At 65.5% G+C, this 20,080-nt stretch carries 17 protein-coding genes; 1 reads left to right on the forward strand and 16 read right to left on the reverse strand.

Annotation, left to right across the window (positions count from 1 at the left end):
- Positions 1-92 precede the first annotated feature (92 nt).
- From rpsB to dnaE, 4 genes are all read right to left on the reverse strand, one after another.
- Positions 93-956, reverse strand: coding sequence for a 30S ribosomal protein S2 (gene rpsB, locus HNP47_RS03470; protein WP_017503967.1), 864 nt, complete (start codon positions 954-956; stop codon positions 93-95).
- Positions 957-1,183: 227 nt separating this feature from the next.
- Positions 1,184-1,780, reverse strand: a complete 597-nt coding sequence (locus tag HNP47_RS03475) for a DUF4142 domain-containing protein (RefSeq protein WP_184278350.1) — start codon at positions 1,778-1,780, stop codon at positions 1,184-1,186.
- A 99-nt stretch (positions 1,781-1,879) separates the two neighbouring features.
- A complete protein-coding gene (locus HNP47_RS03480; RefSeq protein ID WP_184278351.1) occupies positions 1,880-2,266 on the reverse strand; it encodes a DUF3224 domain-containing protein in 387 nt (128 codons plus the stop codon).
- 98 nt (positions 2,267-2,364) lie between these two features.
- Positions 2,365-5,829, reverse strand: a complete 3,465-nt coding sequence (gene dnaE, locus HNP47_RS03485; protein ID WP_184278352.1) for a DNA polymerase III subunit alpha — start codon at positions 5,827-5,829, stop codon at positions 2,365-2,367.
- A gap of 385 nt (positions 5,830-6,214) precedes the next feature.
- Between dnaE and msrA the strand changes: the two genes are divergently transcribed.
- Positions 6,215-6,838, forward strand: a complete 624-nt coding sequence (gene msrA, locus HNP47_RS03490) for a peptide-methionine (S)-S-oxide reductase MsrA (RefSeq protein ID WP_184278353.1) — start codon at positions 6,215-6,217, stop codon at positions 6,836-6,838.
- A gap of 14 nt (positions 6,839-6,852) precedes the next feature.
- On the opposite strand, the gene HNP47_RS03495 is transcribed toward msrA, so the two are convergent.
- From HNP47_RS03495 to nuoL, 12 genes are all read right to left on the reverse strand, one after another.
- Positions 6,853-7,557, reverse strand: coding sequence for an ABC transporter ATP-binding protein (locus HNP47_RS03495; RefSeq protein ID WP_112862088.1), 705 nt, complete (start codon positions 7,555-7,557; stop codon positions 6,853-6,855).
- Entirely contained in the window at positions 7,550-8,836 is a 1,287-nt protein-coding gene (locus tag HNP47_RS03500; protein ID WP_082465008.1) for a lipoprotein-releasing ABC transporter permease subunit, read from the reverse strand. Before HNP47_RS03500 ends, HNP47_RS03495 begins: the two co-directional genes overlap by 8 nt.
- Positions 8,833-10,149 carry a proline--tRNA ligase gene (gene proS / locus HNP47_RS03505; RefSeq protein WP_184278354.1) on the reverse strand — a complete coding sequence of 439 codons (1,317 nt, stop codon included), beginning with the start codon at positions 10,147-10,149 and terminating at the stop codon, positions 8,833-8,835. The genes HNP47_RS03500 and proS overlap by 4 nt, the downstream gene beginning before the upstream one ends.
- Positions 10,150-10,226: 77 nt before the next feature.
- Positions 10,227-10,493, reverse strand: a complete 267-nt coding sequence (locus HNP47_RS03510; RefSeq protein ID WP_055753501.1) for a DUF1467 family protein — start codon at positions 10,491-10,493, stop codon at positions 10,227-10,229.
- 9 nt (positions 10,494-10,502) lie between these two features.
- Positions 10,503-10,841 carry a DUF3088 family protein gene (locus HNP47_RS03515; RefSeq protein WP_184278355.1) on the reverse strand — a complete coding sequence of 113 codons (339 nt, stop codon included), beginning with the start codon at positions 10,839-10,841 and terminating at the stop codon, positions 10,503-10,505.
- 40 nt (positions 10,842-10,881) lie between these two features.
- Complete coding sequence (locus HNP47_RS03520; RefSeq protein WP_184278356.1) at positions 10,882-11,790, reverse strand: hypothetical protein; 909 nt, start codon at positions 11,788-11,790, stop codon at positions 10,882-10,884.
- Between the two features lie 56 nt (positions 11,791-11,846).
- Positions 11,847-13,520, reverse strand: a complete 1,674-nt coding sequence (locus tag HNP47_RS03525) for a ribonuclease J (RefSeq protein ID WP_184278357.1) — start codon at positions 13,518-13,520, stop codon at positions 11,847-11,849.
- Entirely contained in the window at positions 13,521-14,300 is a 780-nt protein-coding gene (locus tag HNP47_RS03530) for a type III pantothenate kinase (RefSeq protein WP_184279088.1), read from the reverse strand.
- On the reverse strand, positions 14,297-15,046 hold the full coding sequence (locus tag HNP47_RS03535; RefSeq protein ID WP_184278358.1) for a biotin--[acetyl-CoA-carboxylase] ligase: 750 nt from the start codon (positions 15,044-15,046) through the stop codon (positions 14,297-14,299). The genes HNP47_RS03530 and HNP47_RS03535 overlap by 4 nt, the downstream gene beginning before the upstream one ends.
- Positions 15,047-15,050: 4 nt before the next feature.
- On the reverse strand, positions 15,051-16,493 hold the full coding sequence (nuoN, locus tag HNP47_RS03540) for an NADH-quinone oxidoreductase subunit NuoN (RefSeq protein ID WP_184278359.1): 1,443 nt from the start codon (positions 16,491-16,493) through the stop codon (positions 15,051-15,053).
- Positions 16,494-16,502: 9 nt separating this feature from the next.
- Positions 16,503-17,987, reverse strand: a complete 1,485-nt coding sequence (locus HNP47_RS03545) for an NADH-quinone oxidoreductase subunit M (RefSeq protein WP_184278360.1) — start codon at positions 17,985-17,987, stop codon at positions 16,503-16,505.
- Positions 17,988-17,991: 4 nt separating this feature from the next.
- A complete protein-coding gene (gene nuoL / locus HNP47_RS03550) occupies positions 17,992-20,079 on the reverse strand; it encodes an NADH-quinone oxidoreductase subunit L (RefSeq protein ID WP_184278361.1) in 2,088 nt (695 codons plus the stop codon).
- Position 20,080 lies beyond the last annotated feature (1 nt).

The following is a 20,080-nucleotide window of genomic DNA, read 5'->3' on the forward strand; positions in this document are numbered from 1 at the left end:
TTCGTATGTGGGAACGGCCGGACTGATTTAGCCCGGCCGTGTGTCAGTTCGTCAGGCGGCGCTCAAGAACGCGAACGCCGCCCGGCGGGCGATCAGCCCTCGGCCTTCTCGGTTTCGGCAGCCGGCTCAGCAGCGGCTTCCAGTTCGGCAGCGGCGCCTTCCGTGCCAGCCGGCGCGGCTTCGGCTTCAGCCTTGGGGGCCGACGCTTCACGCAGCATCGGCTCAACCGGGGCTTCCGAAGCGCCCAGGTCGATGCCCGAGGCCGAAGCGCCGGCGGCCAGGCCGTCCAAGACGGCGTCGGCGATCAGGTCGCAGTAGGTCTGGATGGCGCGGGCGGCGTCGTCGTTGCCGGGGACCGGATAGGTGATGCCGTCCGGATCCGAGTTGGTGTCCAGGATGGCGATGATCGGGATGTTCAGCTTGCGGGCTTCCTGGATCGCGATCGCTTCCTTGTTGGTGTCGATCACAAACATGATGTCCGGGATCGAACCCATGTCCTTGATGCCGCCCAGCGACAGCTCAAGCTTGTCTTTCTCGCGCTGCAGGTTCAGCAGCTCTTTCTTGACGCGGCCTTCGCCGCCGTTTTCCAGAATGCCTTCCAGCTCACGCAGGCGAGCGATCGAGCCAGACACGGTGCGCCAGTTGGTCAGCGTGCCGCCGAGCCAACGGTTGTTCATGTAGTACTGGGCGCAGCGCTTGGCGGCTTCGGCGACCGGCTCTGCGGCTTGGCGCTTGGTGCCGACGAACAGAACGCGACCGCCCTTGGCGGCGACTTCGCGCACGGCCACCAGAGCCTGGTGGAACAGCGGCATCGTCTGCGACAGGTCGATGATGTGGATGTTCGAGCGCGAGCCGAAGATGTAGCGGTCCATCTTCGGGTTCCAGCGGTGCGTCTGGTGGCCGAAGTGGGCGCCTGCTTCAAGCAGGGTGCGCATCGAGAATTCAGGCAGAGCCATGATCGTTCAGTCCTTTTTCCGATCAAACGTGGCGCGGGGGATTAAAGGTCTAAAAGACCCTCGGAATGGTGCGGATCGGGATGTCTCCCCGAAGCGCGCCTCTCCCGCGTTGCGAAATGCGGGGGCCATGTAGTCCGGATGGGCCGCAATAGCAAGCGCAGCCCTGCAAATGCGGAAAAGGCGGCCCCTTTGGGGACCGCCTTTGGTCAGCAACGCGACGGCTGCCTTTACTTCATCGCGTCCAGCAGGGTCCGGGCGCGGTCCCGGTGCGCAGTGACCGGCGTCACCAGTTCGCGCGCGAGCGTGGCCAGAGCCGGCGCTTCGGTGTTGTCGGCAAAGCCGTTCAGCAGCGTCAGCGTCTCGTTGTGGGCGGCGACTTGTTGGTCCAGATAGACCTTGTCGAAGTCGTCCGGCGTGGCGGCGTTCAGATTGTCGATCAGGCCCTTGCGGCGTTCGTCCAACGTCGTGGGGATGACGACGTTGGGCGCGGCGGTTGCTTGGGCGGCGGCCAGCTTCTCGCCGGCGGCGGTGTGATCCTTGGTGATCATGGCGGCCAGGGCCTTCACGTCGGCATTCTTGGACTTGGCGGCGGCGATCTTGGCGGCTTCCAGCTCGTACATGTTGCCGGCGCCCAGACCGGTGACGAAACCGTCGACGGTGTTGGCGCCCATGGTCATGGCCGAGGTCTGGCCCACGACGCCGGAGGTAGCGTCCTGAGTGGCGTTGACCGCTTCGCCGGTGTTCTGGGCGGCGCTGTCGCCACCCTGGTTGCAGGCGGCGAGAAGGGCCAGCGAGGCGACGCTGGCGATGGCGAGATATTTCATTGGAACAGTCTCCCTATGGACTGACCAAACCCATCACGCGTCCGTGAGGTTCCGCAAAATCAGAAGCTTGACCATTGATCCTGGGCACACAGTCGACTGTCAGCGAAGCTTGTATTCCAGATCGTAGCGATGAACGCCGCCCTCGATCTTTAAGTGAAAGACGCCCGTGATCCCCGCCAAATCGCCTTCGCCGGACCCGGGAACGATGGTGATCAGCAAATCTTGGCTGCCCGCCTCCATAACCCCGCGATGGACCAAGGCGAAGGCGCCGCGTCGTCCGTCGAGCACCCCTGACACGCGTTCCATCGCGACATAGGCGCCGGAGCCATTGTTCAGAAGCCCCAGCATCTCGCCAGCGCCCTCGCCTTCCAGATCTCCGTGAAAGGTCTTGGACAGGCGCATCCGGCCGGGTGCAGCGGCGGGTGAGCCGGCCTCCGCCGCGACGGGCGTCATCTGAACCTCGAAGGTTCCGACAGCGTGGAACATGGTCTGGCTTTCCCTTGGTGCAACGGGCTGTGGGACTGCAGCGGCCGAGGGACCAGCCTCAGCAAGAGCCAAGCCGAAAATCAGCGCGGCGACGCACATCAGGCGTCCTCCAGCATGACGACGCCCGGCGCCGATTTCAGCGCGCCGCGCAATGCGCCGTCCAGGCGATAGCGGCCGGGAATCTTGACCTCGACCTCGCGCCCCTGCTCGAGGCCCGCGATCATCAGCGACACCTCTCCTCCCTTGCCGATCGCGCCCGATCGCGCGCGCTCAAGCCGCGCCTTCAGCGCCTCGGCGTCCGCGCTGCGGGCCGAGACATGGATGCGAAGGCCGATGTTGGCGTCGTCCAGCAGATTGTCCATTTGCGAGGCGTCGTCGCCGAAGAAGCGCACCTCCCCTTCCGACGACTTGGCGCGGACGCGCACCATGACCGAGGCGCCGGGTTCCAGCACCTCACGGCATTTGCGCAGTTGTTCGGGCGGGAACAGGCATTCGAACTCGCCGGTCGGATCCGAGAAGGTCACGAAGGCGAACTTTTCGCCCGTCCGCGCACTGGCCCGCTCCTGCTTGCGACGCACGACGCCGGCCATCTGGAACGCTTCGTGGCCGGACTCCGCCAGTGGAACCGCTTCGGCGACGAAGGTGACGCGCTTGCGCTTCAGGGCTGAGGTCATCTCGTCCAGCGGGTGACCGGACAGATAGAAGCCGACCGCCGACAGTTCGTGATCCAGTCGCTCCGGACCAACCCAGGGCTCGACGCTCTTCAGACGCGGGCGCGCGGCATGGGCCTGGTCGCCGCCGAACAATGACACCTGAGACGAGGCGCGTTCGGCCGCCACGCTCTGGCAATAGGCCATCAGAACGTCGGCCTGTTCCAGCAACTGACGCCGGTTGGAGTGGATGCTGTCGAAGGCCCCGGCCTTGGCCAGACCTTCCAGCGCGCGCTTGTTCACGCTGCGCGGATCGACGCGCTCGAGGAAGTCGAAGATGTCGGCGAAGCGTCCGCCTGTCTCGCGCACCTCGATGACGTGTTTCATCGCCTCGAGACCCACGTTTCGGATTGCGCCCAGGGCGTAGAGCACCGCCCCCTTGTCGTCGTCCCAGGCCACGTCGAAGTCGGCCGAGGAGCGATTGATGTCGGGCGCCAGGACGGGCACGTCGAACCGTTTGGCGTCCTGATAGAAGACCGCCAGCTTGTCAGTGTTCGACAAGTCCAGGCTCATGGAGGCCGCGAAGAACTCGACCGGCTGATTGGCCTTCAACCAGCCCGTCTGGAACGAGATCAGGGCGTAGGCGGCGGCGTGGGACTTGTTGAAGCCGTATCCGGCGAACTTGGCGACCAGGTCGAAGATGGAGCCGGACTGCACCTCCGGCACGGCCTTATCGGCGGCGCCCTTGACGAAGCGGAGGCGCTGGAAATCCATCTCCTCCTTCTTCTTCTTGCCCATCGCACGGCGCAGCAGGTCGGCCTCGCCCAGGCTGTAGCCCGCCAGGATCTGGGCGATCTTCATCACCTGTTCCTGGTAGATGATGACGCCGTAGGTTTCGGTCAGCACCTCTTTCAGACTGGGGTGCAGATAATCGACCTCGGCGCGCCCAAACTTGCGGTCGATATAGGTGTCGATCATCTCCATCGGCCCCGGCCGATAAAGGGAAATCAGGGCGGTGATCTCTTCGATGGAGCCGCAGCGCATCTTGCGCAGAGTGTCGCGCATGCCTTGGGATTCCAGCTGGAACACCCCTACCGTCTGGCCAGAGGCCATCAGCTCATAGGTGCGCGCATCGTCCAGCGGCAAGCTGTTCCAGTCCTTGGCTGCGCCTCGCCGTTCGAGATAGCCGCGCGCCCGATCCAGCACCGTCAGCGTCTTCAGACCCAGGAAGTCGAACTTCACCAGGCCTGCCGGTTCGACCCATTTCATGTTGAACTGGGACGCCGGAATGGTGGAGCGCGGATCCTGATACAGCGGCACCAGTTCCGTCAGAGGCCGGTCGCCGATGACGATGCCGGCGGCGTGGGTGGAGGCGTTGCGGTACAGCCCCTCCAGCTCCAGCGCGGTTTCCAGCAGGGCCTTCACCGCCGGCTCGGCGTCGCGCGCCTCCTTCAAGCGCGGCTCGATGTCGATGGCTTGGGCCAGGGTGACGGGCGCAGCCGGGTTGTTCGGCACCATCTTGCAGAGCCGGTCCACCTGGCCCAGCGGCATCTGCAGCACCCGGCCCACGTCGCGCAGCACGGCCCGCGCCTGAAGCGTACCGAAGGTGATGATCTGGGCCACCCGGTCCTTGCCGTAGCGGTCCTGAACATAGTCGATCACCTCTTCGCGCCGCTCCTGGCAGAAGTCGATGTCGAAGTCGGGCATGGAGACCCGTTCGGGGTTCAGGAATCGCTCGAACAGCAGGCCGAACCGCAGTGGGTCCAGATCGGTGATGGTCAGAGACCAGGCGACCAGCGAGCCGGCGCCGGAGCCCCGCCCCGGCCCCACGGGAATGCCGTGGGTCTTGGCCCATTTGATGAAGTCCGACACGATGAGGAAGTAGCCGGGGAAGCCCATCTGCTGGATGATCCCGACCTCCCATTCCAGGCGGGTCCAGTATTCCTCTTCGGGCACGGCCGGCGTGACCTCGGTCAGGCGGACCTTCAGCCCCTCGCGCGCCTGGTGGGCCAGTTCGTCAGCCTCAGAGCGCCCGGCCCCGGTGTCGAAACGCGGCAGGATGGGCGCGTGCGTATTGACCAGGAAGGCGCAGCGGCGCGCGATGTCGATGGTGTTGTCGCAAGCCTCGGGCAAGTCGGCGAACAGCTCGCGCATGACGGCGGCGGGCTTGAACCAGTGCTCGCCGGTGATGCGGCGGCGATCTTCCTGGCCGGTGAAGGCGCCATCGGCGATGCACAGCAGGGCATCGTGGGATTTGGCCTGCGCCGCCTTGGCGTAATAGACGTCGTTGGTGGCGACCAGCGGCACGTCATTGGCATAGGCCCATTCGACCAGCCCCGGCTCGGCGCGCTTTTCGTCCTCAAGCCCGTGCCGTTGCAGCTCGACGTAGAAGCGATCGCCGAACGCCGCCTTCATCGCCGCCAGCGCGGCGGCGGCTTCGGCCTTCTTGCCTTGGGCGAACAGCGGATCGACCGGGCCGTCCGGGCCGCCGGACAGCAGGATCAGGCCTTCGGAGCGGGCGACGACCTGTTCCCAGGCCACGCCCGGCTCGGCCATTTCTCCGGCGTCCAGATAAGCGGACGACGACAGGGCGCACAGGTTTAGCCACCCGGCCGTATCCTGGGCCAGCAGCACCACGGTCGGAACCTTGGCCCAGCGGGCGGTGATCTGGCCGCCGATGCCGAAGACTGGCAGGGCGCAGGCCACGAGCGGCTGAACACCTGCATCCTTCGCCGTCTGGCTGAACTCCAGCGCGCCGAACAGATTGGCCCGGTCCGCCACCCCAACCGCCGGCATTCCGGAGTCGGCCGCCAGCTTGCCGACCTTGGCCGCCTTGATCGCGCCTTCCAGCAGCGAATAGGCCGAACGGACCCGCAGATGGACAAAACCCTGACTGTTCACCGGCTCGTTCACGCCTTCTTCGACCCTGACCCGCTGCCGAGCCCTACCCTATCCTGAGTCTCATATCGGGCGTCGCGCGGCCATCGCAAACCGGTCGCCCGACAGATCGGCTGTGGATCGCTGGCTTCAGACGGTTCTCGAAAAAACACCGTCTAAAGCGTCTAATTCGTCTGATCTCAGGCGGTGACGCTGATCGCCACGGTCCAGACCATCCAAACAAAACCGCCGCACGACGCTAGCGACAGCATATCCCTCATCAAACGCGACATGACCTTGGCTCCGAGACATCCGATATGTTCTGCTAATGTTCTATGTTGGCATTTTGTTCCGGTCAAGGCGTTCTCGGTGAAACCGTTTGCCCGTTGCCGTCGTAGTCAATGCAACAGGAGTTGAGACCATGTCCCTTCGCACGACTTCCCTCGCCGCCGTTGCATCGTTGACCGTCGCTGCACTGGCGATCGGCGCGCCTCTGGCCCGTCAGGCCGAGGCGCAGACGGCGCTTCAGACCGCGATCTTCGCCGGCGGCTGCTTCTGGTCGGAAGAGAAGGCCTTCGATGACGTACCGGGGGTGCGTTCGGCCGTGTCCGGCTTCGTCGGCGGCCATACCGCCAACCCGACCTATGAGCAGGTGGTGCGCGGCGGCACCGGCCATATGGAGGCGGTGCAGGTCACCTTCGATCCGCGCGTGGTCAGCTATCGCACCCTGGTCGATCGCTATTGGCGCACCATCGACCCGACGGATCCTACCGGTCAATTCTGCGACCAGGGGCCGTCCTATCGATCCGCCGTCTTTGCGACAGCGGGCCAACGCGCGGACGCCGTCGCCTCGCGCGATGCGGCGATGCGGGTGTTGAGAAAGAGCTTCACCACGCCGGTCGTCGGCGCCCAGCGGTTTTGGCCAGCGGGCGAGGAGCACCAGAACTACGCCAAACGCCACGCCGCCAGCTATCAGGCCTACCGGATCGGATGCCGCCGCCCCGAACGCCTCAGAGCGATCTGGGGCGACGCCGCCGTCAGCTGAGCGATACGCATGGCTCAGTAGGCGTGGCTCTGGGCCTCGCGCTGTTCCAGATGACCGTCCTTCAGGGCGAAGACGCGGTCCATATGGCCGGCCAACTCCATATTGTGCGTGGCGATCAGGGCGGCGACGCCCGTGGTCTTGGCCAGGTTGCGCAGGGACTCGAACACCGACTGGCTGGTGGTCGGATCCAGATTGCCAGTCGGCTCGTCGGCCAACAGCAGGCGTGGGCCGTTGGCGAGCGCGCGCCCGATGGCGACGCGCTGCTGCTCGCCGCCCGACAGCTGGGCCGGCTGGTGCGTCAGACGCTCGCCTAGACCCAGCGCTGTCAGGGTGACCTCGGCGCGTTTGCGCGCCTCGTCCTGAGACACACCGGCGATCCGCATCGGCAAGGCGACATTGTCGCGCGCGTCGAACTCGGGCAGCAGATGGTGGAACTGATAGACGAAGCCGATTCGGCCCAGGCGCAGGCGGGTGCGGGCGCGTTCGTCCAGATCGCCGACCTGTTCGCCGTCGATGGCGACCGTGCCGCTGGTCGGCTTTTCCAACAGGCCGGCGGCGTGCAGCAGCGACGACTTGCCAGAGCCCGACGGCCCGATCAGCCCGACCAGTTCGCCCGGATAGACGTCCAGATCCACGCCCTTCAGCACGGTCAGGCCGCCTTGGGCCGTGTCATAGGTGCGGGTCAGGCCGCGCACCGAAAGGATGGGAGCCTTACTCATAGCGCAGCGCCTCCACGGGATCGATGCGAGACGCGTTCCAGGACGGCGGCAGGCTGGCGATACAGCTCATCAACAGGGACCAGAAGGCCACCCAGGTCACGTCCACCGGATCGACCAGGGCCGGGATGGCGTCCAGCATATAGACGTCGGAATCGAACAGCTTGGTCTGCAGGACGAACTCCAGGAAATGCTGGATTGAGCCGATGTTCCAGCAGAACAGCAGACCCAGGATCAGGCCCGCGATGGTGCCCGCGACCCCGATCATGGCGCCGGCCATGAAGAAGACGCGCAGGATCGCCGAGGGACTGGCGCCGATGGTGCGCAGGATGGCGATGTCGCGGCCCTTGTTCTTCACCAGCATGACGATGCCGGAGATGATGTTCATAGCGGCGATGGCGACGACGAGGCCCAGGATGATGCTCATTGCCACGCGTTCGACCTTCAGCGCGCCATAGAAGGCGGCGAGGCGCTCACGCCAGTCGCTGACGACCGAGCCAGGGCCGGCGGCGTCGCGGATGGCGGCGGTCAGGGCGCCGACCTGATCGGGATCATCGACCTTGATCTCGATCGCGTCCCAAACCCCTTCCTTGCCGAAGAAGAGCTGCTGCTGCTCCAGAGGCATGAAGATGAAGGCCCGGTCGTAATCGGCGGCGCCCGAGCGGAACAGGCCGCCGACGAAATAGGTCTTCTCAAGTCCCCCGAGGTTGCCGAAAGCGCTGTCGGCCCCGGTCGGCGAATACAGGGTCACAGGATCGCCGACGCGCAGGCCCATGGAATTGGCCAGGGCCGCTCCGACCAGAATGCGGTCGCCGCCATAAGGGCCCTTGCCGAAGCTGGCGCGTTCCTGCGGGCTTAAGCTGTCGAAGACATACTGGGTCTTGGCCAGATCCTCTGGGCGGATGCCCTTGGCGATGGCGCCGGTCGTATAGCTGCCGACGCGGATCAGGCTTTGGGCCTCGTTCAGCGGACTGGCGCTGGCGACGCCCGGCACGGCCTGGATGCGTTTCAGCGCGGCTTCGCGATCCGGCGAGGTCAGGACCTGCCCCTGCACATACATGTGGCCGTTGAAGGCCAGCATGCGGCCCAGCAGTTCGCTGCGGAAGCCGGACATGATGCTCATCACGCTGATCAGCACGGCGACGGCCAGCATGATGCCGATGAAGCTGATGACGGCGATGGTGGCGACGCCGCCTTCCTTACGCTTGGCGCGCAGGTAGCGCAGGGCCAGGCCGATCTCCCACGAGGAGAAGGCGCCGGACGGGCGAGACGGCAGGCTCAAGCGGTCAGCCTTTCGATAGCTTCGGCGAGCGGCACGGAGACCTTCTCGCCGGTGGCGCGGCGTTTCAGTTCGACCACGCCGTCCGCCAGCCCCTTGGGTCCGATGGTCAGCTGCCACGGCACGCCGATCAGGTCAGCGGTGGCGAACTTGCCGCCGGGACGTTCGTCGGTGTCGTCGTAGAGCACGTCCTTGCCGAGTTTCTCAAGCTGGGCCACCGCGTCCTCGCAGGCGGCCGAGACGGTCTCGTCATTGGCGCGCAGATTGATCACGACCACGTCGAACGGCGCGACCGCGTCGGGCCAGATGATGCCGCCGGCGTCGTGGCTCGCTTCGATGATGGCGCCCAGCAGGCGCGACACGCCGACGCCGTAGCTGCCCATGTGGACCTCGGCGTCCTGCCCGTCAGGCCCCGCGACCTTGGCCTTCATCGGGGCGGAGTATTTGGTGCCGAAGTAGAAGATGTGGCCGACCTCGATCCCGCGCGCCGAAAGGCGGTCGCCCTCGGCGGTCTTGGCCTCGAACTGCGACGGATCGTGCATCTCTTCGGTGGCGGCGTAGAGGGCGGTGCGTTCGTCGAAGACGGCCTGGACGGCTTCAGGGCTGAAGTCGTCGCCGGGCGCGGGCATCTCGACCAGCTTGCGGTCGCAGAAGACCTCGCTCTCGCCCGTTTCAGCCAAGACGATGAACTCGTGGCTCAGATCGCCGCCGATGGGGCCGGTGTCGGCGCGCATCGGCACGGCCTTCAGGCCCATGCGGGCGAAGGTGTTCAGATAGGCGACGAACATGCGGTTGTAGGCGACCCGGGCCGCGGCCTCGTCGACGTCGAAGGAATAGGCGTCCTTCATCAGGAACTCGCGCCCGCGCATCACGCCAAAGCGCGGACGACGCTCGTCACGGAACTTCCACTGGATGTGAAACAGGTTCAGCGGCAGCGACTTGTAGGACTTCACATAGGCCCGGAAGATGTCGGTGATCATCTCCTCGTTGGTCGGTCCGTATAGCAGCTCACGTTCGTGACGGTCGGTGATGCGCAGCATCTCGGGGCCATAGGCGTCATAGCGGCCGCTCTCGCGCCACAGGTCGGCCAGTTGCAGCGTCGGCATCAGCAGTTCGACCGCCCCGGCCCGCATCTGCTCTTCGCGCACGATCTGCTCGATCTTGCGCAGCACCTTCAGACCCAGCGGCAGCCAGGCGTAGATGCCGGCGGCCTCCTGCTTGATCATGCCGGCGCGCAGCATCAGCTGGTGCGAGACGATCTGGGCGTCCGAAGGAGCTTCCTTCAGCGTGGGCAGGAAAAAGCGCGACAGGCGCATGGTCGGGAATCCTAGGCGTAGAGACGGAACAAGGCTTTAGCCGCTCGGACGGGGCGAAAGCTAGGCCGATGCGTCGTTTAGACAGCCGGGCCGCTGGCGAAGTTCGGCAGGGGCAGCCAGCCCGTGAAGATCAGGACCATGACGAACACCCAGACCAGGGCCGAGACCCAGGTGGTGGTCAGGAACTTCTTCTTCAGATTGGGCGTCTTGGGCGCGCCCCATTGTGAGCCGTCGGTCGGCGGCTCGTGCGTCTCGCTCGCCGTGCCCAGCGGAAGCACGGCGAACAGCACCGTCCACCAGGCGATGATGTAGATGCCGACCATGGTGAAGACGCCGATGGGCATGACGAACCTCTAGGGATGGGGTCGGCCGACGCCGTAGCGGGCCGCCAGATAGGGAGCGATGGCGTGATCCTGAAGGAAGCGCCGACCGGTCGTTTGGCTGACCTCGGCCTCGGGCCAATCCAGCTCGCCGTCCAGGATCAGGATGGGGCAGCTCTGATGGGCCTCGCCGACCTGGTCGATGACCGGCTGGCGCGGGCGCGGATGGTCCAGATAGACGACGTCCAGCGCATCGCGAAGCCGAGGATAGAAGGCCAGCACGCCTTCGATATAGGCGCCGGGCGGGCAGAACCACGGACCGCCCTGGTCGTCGTGCCAGTCGGGATTCAACAGGAAGAGTCGCTCGGTCATCGGCGTGGATATATCCGAGTTGAGGCCGTCGGCGCGACCGCTATTCGCACGATGCGCCAAACCCCGGCGCCCGTAGCGCCAGAAGGATCGACGAGCGGGCCTGCTGCGTGATCGCCCCGGCGCCTTGCAGCACGCAGCCGACGGCGGTGTTCGAGTTCGGCGCCAGAAGGCCGTAGGTCAGACCTTCCTGCGCCAGGCGAGCCTGGGCGCCCTTCAACGTTTCGACGGCCGTCGCGACGCGCGCCGGGTCATTGGTGATGCGGGTCATCTCGTGCAGGGCCTCGCCCGAGCTGGGAAAGTCATAGGCGTTCGGATCGAACGGCGCGATCTCGGCCGACAACCGCTCGGGATGAATGTCGATGCCGAACTTGGCGTTCTGGCTGGCGGAGAAGGCGATGGCCGGCCCGCTTTCCGGCACGACCAGAATATAGGCGTGGCGCGGAAACAGCAGGTACTGCGCCATGAACTTGGTCACAGGCACCAGCGGCATCCCGTCCGGTCCCAGGGCATGGGCCCCGACATACACGCCGGACGGCACGCTGCGCGCATCGATACGGCCGTTCAGCTTCAAAATGCGATCGACCATGACGTGGTCCAGCAGAAAGACGCCGTCCTCCGCCTCGCGCTCGAGATAGGCATGGATGGCGGCGGTGTCGGGCGCCGGACCCAGATCGCGACCATAGACGGTCGGGAATGCGGTAGGGGACATCGGCTGGCCGTCGGGCGGGCTGAACCACAGCACGCGCAGCTCGTGAACCGTCCGCGCCAGAGGGTCTTCGCCCCGGAACGTCGACAGGCTGAGCACCAGATTGACGACGGCGAACAGGGCGACGAAGCCGACCAGCCCCTGCCCCGCAATCACCACCCATCGCCGCCACCCGCGCAGCGGATGCCGGGCGTGCCTGATCCGCTCCAGCAGGCGGCGCGCACGGGCAGGCTTTTTAGACATGCGTTTCCCCGACCGTTCAGGCGCACGACAAATGCGCCCGAACGGTCAAGGTTGCGTCAGACGCGCAGGACGACCGTCTCGACGATGGGACGACGATCCCAGATCTGCTGGCTAGCCTTTTTCAGCACGCGGGCGACGGCCTGTTCGATGACCATTTCGTCGTCCAGCGCATCGCCTTTCAGACCCTTGACCACCTGTTCGACGCGCTCGGCCAGCTTGTCCAGCGCATCGCCGAGCGGCGTGGCGGTGTCGCCGGGCAGGCCGACGCTGCGGATGTCGATGTCGCTGGCGATGCGGCCGCGCTTGTCCAGGGCGAAGCTGACGATCAGCACGCCGTTGGTCGAGGCGTGACGACGCTCCTTCAGGGCCTCGCCCTGCTCCGTCACCAGCATGCCGCCGTCGACGTACAGGCGGCCGTTCGGCACCTCATCGATGATCTTGGCAGGGCCAGGGGCCAGGCGGACCATGTCGCCGTTGCGCGGCGTCACCGTTTCGGGAACGCCCATGTCCTTGGCCAGGTTGGCGTGTTCCAAGAGGAAGCGACGCACGCCGTGGGTCGGCACCGCGATCTGCGGCCGGGCCCATTCGTACATCTGCTTCAGCTCGTCACGGCAGGGGTGGCCGGAGACGTGGATGCCGGGGTGATCCTTCTCGGTGTAGAGGCGCACGCCGCGGTCCGCGAGGCGGTCCTGCAGATTGCCGATCGCCAGTTCGTTGCCGGGGATCTGGCGCGACGAGAAGATGCAGTGGTCGCCCAGACCCAGTTTCACGACCGGGTGGGTGCCGTCGGCGACGCGCGACAGGGCCGCTCTCGCCTCACCCTGGCTGCCGGTGCACAGGTACAGGATTTGATCGGCGGGCCAGACGCGGGCCTCCTCGTCCGACAGGAAGGGTTTCACGTCCTTCAGCATGCCGACGTGTTTGGCCGCCGCCGTGATCCGGTGCATCGAACGGCCGGCCAGGGCCACGCGACGCCCGCAGGCCTCTGCGGCGCGGATCACGCTGTCCATCCGGGCGACGTTGGAGGCGAAGCAGCCGACCGCGACGCGCCCCTTCAGGCTGGCGATCAGTTTGGAGATGGCGACGGCGACATCGCCCTCGGACCCGGCGACGCCCGGCACGAAGACATTGGTCGAATCGCAGACCATGGCCAGCACGCCTTCGTCGCCCAGGGCGCGGATGACGGGGGCGTCGGTCTTTGTGCCGATCACCGGCTGGTCGTCGATCTTCCAGTCGCCGGTGTGGAACACCATTCCCAGCGGCGTATCGATGGCCAGGCCGCTGGGCTCGGCGATCGAGTGGGTCATGTTGACGAAGGTCACGCCGAACGTGCCGATATCGACGGTCCCGCCCAACGGCACCTCGATCAGTTCGACCTCGTCCAGAATGCCGCGCTCGCGCAGCTTGTCGCGGATCAGATAGGCGGTGAAGGGCGTGGCGTAGATCGGCGCCTTGATGCGCGGCCACAGCCAGCCCAGGGCCCCGATGTGATCTTCGTGCGCGTGGGTCAGCACGATGCCCTTGATGTTCTCACCCTCCAGGAAGGTGGGATCAGGCACGATCACGTCCACGCCGGGCGTGGACAGGTCGCCGAAGGTGACGCCGACATCGACGATCAGCCAATCACGGTTCGCCTCAGGGCCGAAGCCATAGGCGTTCAGGTTCATACCGACCTCGTCCGAGCCGCCCAGCGGCAGGAAAACGAGTTCGTCTTGGGTTTGCTTTTTCATTCAATCAGTCAAATGGGCGTTACGACGCCAGATTTCGAGGAGGCCGCGAATAGTCAGGTCGGGATCGAAGTGATCGATGCTGTCGGTCGCGCCTTCGAACAGGCTGGCGACCCCGCCGGTGCCGACGACGGTCATGGGCTTGCCCCACTCCGCCTTGATGCGTGCGGTCAGGCCTTCGATCAACGAGATATAGCCCCAGAAGACGCCGGACTGCATGGCCTCGACCGTGCCCTTGCCGATGACGTTCTCGGGTTTCTGAATGGCGATGCGCGGCAGTTTGGCGGCCGCTTCGTGCAGGGCCTGAAGCGACAGATTGATGCCGGGCGCGATCAGACCGCCCTCGAACGCGCCGTCCCCCGAGACGATATCAAAGGTGGTCGCCGTGCCGCTGTCGATCAGCAGCAGGTCCCCGGGGTACGTCAGCGAGGCCCCAACCGCATTCACCAGACGATCGGCGCCAGCCTCACTGGGCTTGGCGATCCGCACCTCGATGCCCAGTTCGGCGTTCTCGCCGATGACCAGCGGTTCGATGTTCAGATAGCGCCGCGCCAGATTGCGCAGGTTGAAGATCGACTGGGGCACGACGCTGGAGATGATGCAGCCGCCGAGCGCGTCGAACTTGAGCCCCTTCATCACCATCAGCTGGTTCAGCCAGACCGCGTATTCGTCAGCCGTGCGACTAGCCTCGGTCGCGGCGCGCCATTGGGCGATCCAGTCCGAACCGTCATAGACCGCGAACAGCGTGTTGGTGTTGCCCTGCTCGATGGCGAGAAGCATCAGGCGGCTTTCCCGAAGAAGACGTCGCCGGCGGAAATCAAACGCACGGAGCCGTCGGCCAGACGCAGGCGCAAGGCGCCATCGGGCTCCACGCCCTCGGCCAGGCCCTCGATGGTCTCGTTATCTAGCCGCGCGACGCACGGTCCGTTCAGCCCCGTCAGGCGGCTGGTCCAGGCGTCGAGCACGGGCTCGAAGCCCATCGTCTGCCAGCGCCCCCACCAGACGGCGAAAGTCTCGGCCAGGATTTCGGCGGCGGCCTCGATCGGCGGGACATAAGCCAGGTCGGCGCGAAGACGCTCGGCGACCGAGGTCGCCCCCCGCTCGGTGCCCTCGGGCGCATGGGCGAGGTTCACGCCGATGCCGACGGCGAGCCAAAGGTCGCCGTTCGCATGCCGGCCGGATTCCACCAGGATGCCCGACACCTTGACCCCATCCAGCAGGACGTCGTTGGGCCATTTGATCGAAACGAGCGCGGGCGAGACGAAAACGTCCAGCAGGTCCGCGACGGCCAGGGCCGCGATGAAGGTGGCCTGGGCCGCCTCCGCCGCCGACTTGGGCGTGGTGATCAGAAGGGTGGCGGCCAGATTGCCCTGATCGGTGTCCCACTTGCGACCCCGCCGACCGCGGCCGGCGGTCTGGCGGCGCGCCACAATCCAGCGCGGGCCCGCCTCTCCGGCCTCGGCGAGGCGGCGCGCCTCGGCGTTGGTCGAGTCGATCTCGTCGAGGATGACCAGTGGGACGGGCGCCAACGCCCTACCCGTTCCCGAAGCCGGCGCTCGCAGCCTTGGTCAGCGGCTCCAGCCAGGTCAAACCGACGATCACCAACGGGAAGGCAAAGGCGGCGCAGGCCCAGCCGATCCACTTGGCCTCGGCCGGCGCGGCGTCGGTCGCGATGTCGTCTAGCGGCGCATCGAACCACATCAGCTTGAGGATTCGCAGATAGTAGAAGGCGGCGACGACCGAGGCGACCAGACCAGCGGCCGCAACGGGCCACAGTCCTGCATCAGCGGCGGCCCCGAACACATAATATTTGCCCCAGAAGCCCGAGAACGGCGGCATGCCCAGGACCGACAGCGATAGGATGGTCAGGGCCACGGCGGTCAGCGGCCGATCCTTCTTCAATCCGGCCAGATCGGCGATGCGGCGGATCGGACGGCCGGACTTGGACAGGCTGAGCAGGATGGCGAAGAAGCCCAGTTGGTCGATGACATACAGCGTCATGAACATCAGCATGGCCTGCAAACCCTCGGCCGTGCCCGCCGCAATACCCAGCAGCGCGTAACCGATGTTGGCGATCGAGGAATAGGCCAGCAGGCGCTGGATGTCCTTCTGCGCCAGGCCGCCAAAGGCGCCGACGACGAAGCTGATCAGGGAGATGGCGATCAGGACCTGCGACCACTGCGCGTGAGCGTCGCCGAAACCGTTTTCCAGCGCGCGGGCGATCAGCACCATGGCCGCCACCTTGGGCGCCGTGGCGAACAGGGCCACGACCGGCGTCGGCGCGCCTTCATAGACGTCGGGCGTCCACATGTGGAACGGCGCGGCCGAAACCTTGAACGCCAGGCCGCAGATCAGGAAGACCAGGCCGAACACCAGACCCGGGCCGGGATTGTCGGCGGCGACGGCGGCGATGTCCTCGAACCGCATCGATCCGGCGAAGCCGTAGATCAGGCTGGCGCCATACAGCAGCAGACCCGACGACAGCGCGCCAAGAACGAAATACTTCAGGCCCGCTTCCGACGCCTTGACGTCGTTGCGGTGGAAGGCGGCCAGAACATACAGGGCCAGCGAGTGCAGCTCGATCCCGACATACATGGAGATCAGGTCGCCCGAGGACGCCATCATCCCCATGCCGGCCGAGGCCAGCACGATCAGGACCGGATATTCGAACTTGGCGATGCGCGTGCGCTTCATCCAGCCGTCGCCCAGCACGACCGCCACGGCGGCCGACAGATAGATCAGGCTCTTGGCGTAGATGGCCAGAGGATCGGCGACATAGGCGCCGTTGAAGGCGACGCCCCACGGCCCGACGATCGAGATGACCGATGCGGCGATCAGCAGCAGGACCGACAGGATCGAGACCAGACGGGCGCTCTTGTCGCCCATGAAGGCGCCGACCATCAGCAGGACCAGGGCGCCGACCGCGAGGGTGACTTCCGAGGCGGCGAGATGCAGGGCGGAGGATAGATCAGGCATCTGTAAGTCTCACCCGCCGATCGCGGCGCGATACGCGCTGGTCAGGGCCTCGACGGCAGGCCCGGTGTAATCGAGCACGGAGGCCGGATGGACCCCCAGCCAGATGGTGCCGACGATCAGGGGCACGAACAGCAGCAGCTCGCGCTTGTCGATGTCGGTGATGGTCTCAAGCTTCGGATTGGTGATCTCGCCGAACATGACCGCGCGGTACAGGGTCAGGGCATAGACCGCCGAGAAGATGACGCCCGAGGCCGCGACCAGCGCCGCCCAGGTCGAGGCGTTGTAGGCCCCGGTCATGGTCAGCACTTCGCCGATAAAGCCCGAGGTGCCGGGCAGGCCGACGTTGGCCATGGTGAACATCAGGAAGATGGCGGCGTACCACGGCATCTTGGACGTCAGGCCGCCGTAGAAGGCGATCTCGCGAGTGTGCATCCGGTCATAGACGACGCCGACGCACAGGAACAGCGCGCCCGAGATCAGGCCGTGGCTGATCATCTGGAAGATGGCGCCCTGCATGCCGATGTCGTTGCCGGCGAAGATGCCCAGGGTCACAAAGCCCATGTGGGCCACGGACGAATAGGCGATCAGCTTTTTGATGTCCGTCTGACGCCAGGCGACCAGCGACGTATAGACGATGGCGATCACCGACAGGGTGAAGACCAGCGGCCGGAACATCTCCGACGCCATCGGGAACATCGGCACGTTGAACAGGATGAAGCCGTATCCACCCAGCTTCAGCAGGATGCCGGCCAGGATGACCGAACCGGCCGTCGGCGCCTGAACGTGGGCGTCGGGCAGCCAGGTATGGACCGGCCACATCGGCATCTTGACCGCGAACGAGGCGAAGAAGGCCAGCCACAGGATCGGCTGGACGGCCGGATCGAAGGCGAAACGCTTCAGCTCGGGAATGCTGGTCGTGCCTGCTTCATGCGCCATCCACAGCATGGCCAGCAGCATCAGGACGGACCCCAGCAGGGTGTAGAGGAAGAACTTGTACGCCGCATAGATGCGGTTCTGACCGCCCCAGATGCCGATGATCAGGAACATCGGGACCAGGGTGCCTTCGAAGAAGATGTAGAAGAGGAACAGGTCCAGCGAGGTGAACACCCCGATGACCAGCGTCTCCAGCACCAGGAAGGCGATCATATATTCGACGACGCGTGTCTCGACCGACTTCCAGCTGGCCAGGATGCAGATTGGCATCAGGAAGGCCGTCAACAGGACGAACAGAATCGAGATCCCGTCGACGCCCAGGTGATAGCTGGCGCCCGCGAACCACGGCACCATCTCGACGAACTGATAGCTGGTGTTGGCCGGATCGAAGCCGGCGACCAGCACGACCGACACGGCCAGGGTCACCAGGGTGGTGATCAACGCGATCCAGCGCGCGGCCGGCGCGGTCGCATCGGTCGACTTGGACGTCAGCCGAGCGGCGAAGATCGCCAGGGCCCCGACCAGGGGCAGGAATGTAACGAGGCTCAGGATGTAGGGCACGAGATCAGGCTCCCCACGCGAGGATGGCGAAGGTGAGCAGACCAGCCACCCCGAGCAGCATCACGAAGGCGTAGTGATAGACATAGCCGGACTGGATCTTGCCCAGTCGAGCGGCGGATTTCAGCGACACCCAGGCGGCGCCGTTCGGGCCCAGACCGTCGATGATCTTCACGTCGCAGATCTTCCAGAAGAAGTTCCCAATGGCGCGGAAGCCGCGCACGAAGACGAAGTCGTACAGCTCGTCGAAATACCACTTGTTGTAGAGGAAGCGGTAGATGACGCCGTTCCGCTCGGCCATGCGACGGCCCATGCCCTCGCGAACGACGTAGATCCAATAGGCGAAGGCGGTGCCGATCAGCGTCAGGATCAGCGGCGACCATTTCACCCAGGTCGGAACATCGTGGCTTTCGTGCAGGACGTGGTTGTTCGCGCCGGTGAAGATCGCACCGCGCCAGAACTCGCCTTCGTGGTGGCCGATGAAGTGCGGCGCGAAGACGAAGCCAGCGGCGACGGCGCCGACCGACAGCAGGATCAGCGGAACCAGCATGACCAGCGGGCTCTCATGCGGCTTCAGCGGGCCATGATGACCGTGGTCGTCATGGGCATGATCGTCGGGATGATCGCCGACCGGCTCGGAATGGGTTTCCAGCTGGGCGTGGGAAGCGTGGTCGTCAGCATGATGCGCGTCCCCCTCTTCCTTCCACACCGGCTTGTTGTGGAAGGTCATGAAGACCAGGCGCCACGAATAGTAGGCCGTCAGACCGGCGGCGATGATGCCGACGAAGAAGGCGAACAGGCCGATGGCCGAGTGGCCCGAGGCCGCCGAAGCATAGGCGCTCTCGATGATCGAATCCTTGGAGTAGAAGCCGGCGAAGCCGCCGACGCCGGGGATGCCCAGGCCGGTGATGGCGATGGTGCCGATGGTCATCACTGCATAGGTGACCGGCAGCAGCTTCCACAGGCCGCCCATTTTCCGCATGTCCTGCTCGTGGTGCATGCCGTGGATCACCGAGCCGGCGCCCAGGAACAGCAAGGCCTTGAAGAAGGCGTGAGTGAACAGGTGGAACATGGCCGCCTGATAGGCGCCGACGCCCGCCGCGAAGAACATGTAGCCCAGCTGCGAACAGGTCGAATAGGCGATGACCCGCTTGATGTCGTTCTGAGTCAGGCCGACCGTGGCGGCGAACAGGGCCGTGATCGCGCCGATGATGGCGATGATCTGCGATGCGCCCGGCGCATACTCATAGATGGGGCTCAGCAGGCAGACCATGTAGACGCCGGCGGTGACCATGGTCGCGGCGTGGATCAGCGCCGACACCGGGGTCGGGCCTTCCATCGCGTCCGGCAACCAGGTGTGCAGGAAGAACTGGGCCGACTTGCCCATGGCGCCGATGAACAACAGGAAGCCGGCGAGATCCAGTGCGGACCACTGGACGCCCAGGAACTCCCACGTCGTGTTCGCCTTGGTGGCGATCAGCGGGAACAGTTCGGCGAAGTTGATCGTGCCGTACATCCAGAAGATCGTCATGATCCCCAGGACGAAGCCGAAGTCGCCGACGCGGTTGACGACGAAGGCCTTGATGGCGGCGGCGCTGGCCGTCGGCTTCTTGAACCAGAAACCGATCAGCAGATAGGACGCCAGGCCCACGCCTTCCCAGCCGAAGAAGATCTGCATGAAGTCGGCCGCCGTCACCAGCGCCAGCATCATGAAGGTGAACAGCGACAGATAGGCGAAGAAGCGCGGCCGGCTGTCGTCCTCGGCCATGTAGCCCCAGGAATACAGGTGAACCAGCGAGGACACGCTGGTGACCACGATCAGCATGGTCGCCGACAGGGCGTCGATGCGGATCGACCAGGCCGATTGGAAGTCGCCGACGTTGATGAAGGGCGCCAGGCGGATGGTGAAGGGCTCCAGATGGCCCCAGGTCCATTGGCCGAACACCGTCCAGGCGACGGCGCACGAGAAGAACAGCAGGCCGGTCGTAACGGCCTGCGACGGGATGTTGCCGATCCGGCGTCCGAAGAAGCCGGCGATCGCCGCGCCTAGCAGCGGGGCGAAGATCCCGAGAATGACGAGGGTATGGAAGATCACG

It is taken from the genome of Brevundimonas vesicularis (genome assembly GCF_014204545.1).
GTDB lineage: Bacteria > Pseudomonadota > Alphaproteobacteria > Caulobacterales > Caulobacteraceae > Brevundimonas > Brevundimonas vesicularis_B.

What these genes read in the sequence shown, in the direction of transcription:
- rpsB (WP_017503967.1), bottom strand. Translation starts at nt 956, where the DNA reads ATGGCTCTGCCTGAATTCTCGATGCGCACCCTGCTTGAAGCAGGCGCC.
- HNP47_RS03475 (WP_184278350.1), bottom strand. Translation starts at nt 1,780, where the DNA reads ATGAAATATCTCGCCATCGCCAGCGTCGCCTCGCTGGCCCTTCTCGCC.
- HNP47_RS03480 (WP_184278351.1), bottom strand. Translation starts at nt 2,266, where the DNA reads ATGTTCCACGCTGTCGGAACCTTCGAGGTTCAGATGACGCCCGTCGCG.
- msrA (WP_184278353.1), top strand. Translation starts at nt 6,215, where the DNA reads ATGTCCCTTCGCACGACTTCCCTCGCCGCCGTTGCATCGTTGACCGTC.
- HNP47_RS03495 (WP_112862088.1), bottom strand. Translation starts at nt 7,557, where the DNA reads ATGAGTAAGGCTCCCATCCTTTCGGTGCGCGGCCTGACCCGCACCTAT.
- proS (WP_184278354.1), bottom strand. Translation starts at nt 10,149, where the DNA reads ATGCGCCTGTCGCGCTTTTTCCTGCCCACGCTGAAGGAAGCTCCTTCG.
- HNP47_RS03510 (WP_055753501.1), bottom strand. Translation starts at nt 10,493, where the DNA reads ATGCCCATCGGCGTCTTCACCATGGTCGGCATCTACATCATCGCCTGG.
- HNP47_RS03515 (WP_184278355.1), bottom strand. Translation starts at nt 10,841, where the DNA reads ATGACCGAGCGACTCTTCCTGTTGAATCCCGACTGGCACGACGACCAG.
- HNP47_RS03520 (WP_184278356.1), bottom strand. Translation starts at nt 11,790, where the DNA reads ATGTCTAAAAAGCCTGCCCGTGCGCGCCGCCTGCTGGAGCGGATCAGG.
- HNP47_RS03525 (WP_184278357.1), bottom strand. Translation starts at nt 13,520, where the DNA reads ATGAAAAAGCAAACCCAAGACGAACTCGTTTTCCTGCCGCTGGGCGGC.
- nuoN (WP_184278359.1), bottom strand. Translation starts at nt 16,493, where the DNA reads ATGCCTGATCTATCCTCCGCCCTGCATCTCGCCGCCTCGGAAGTCACC.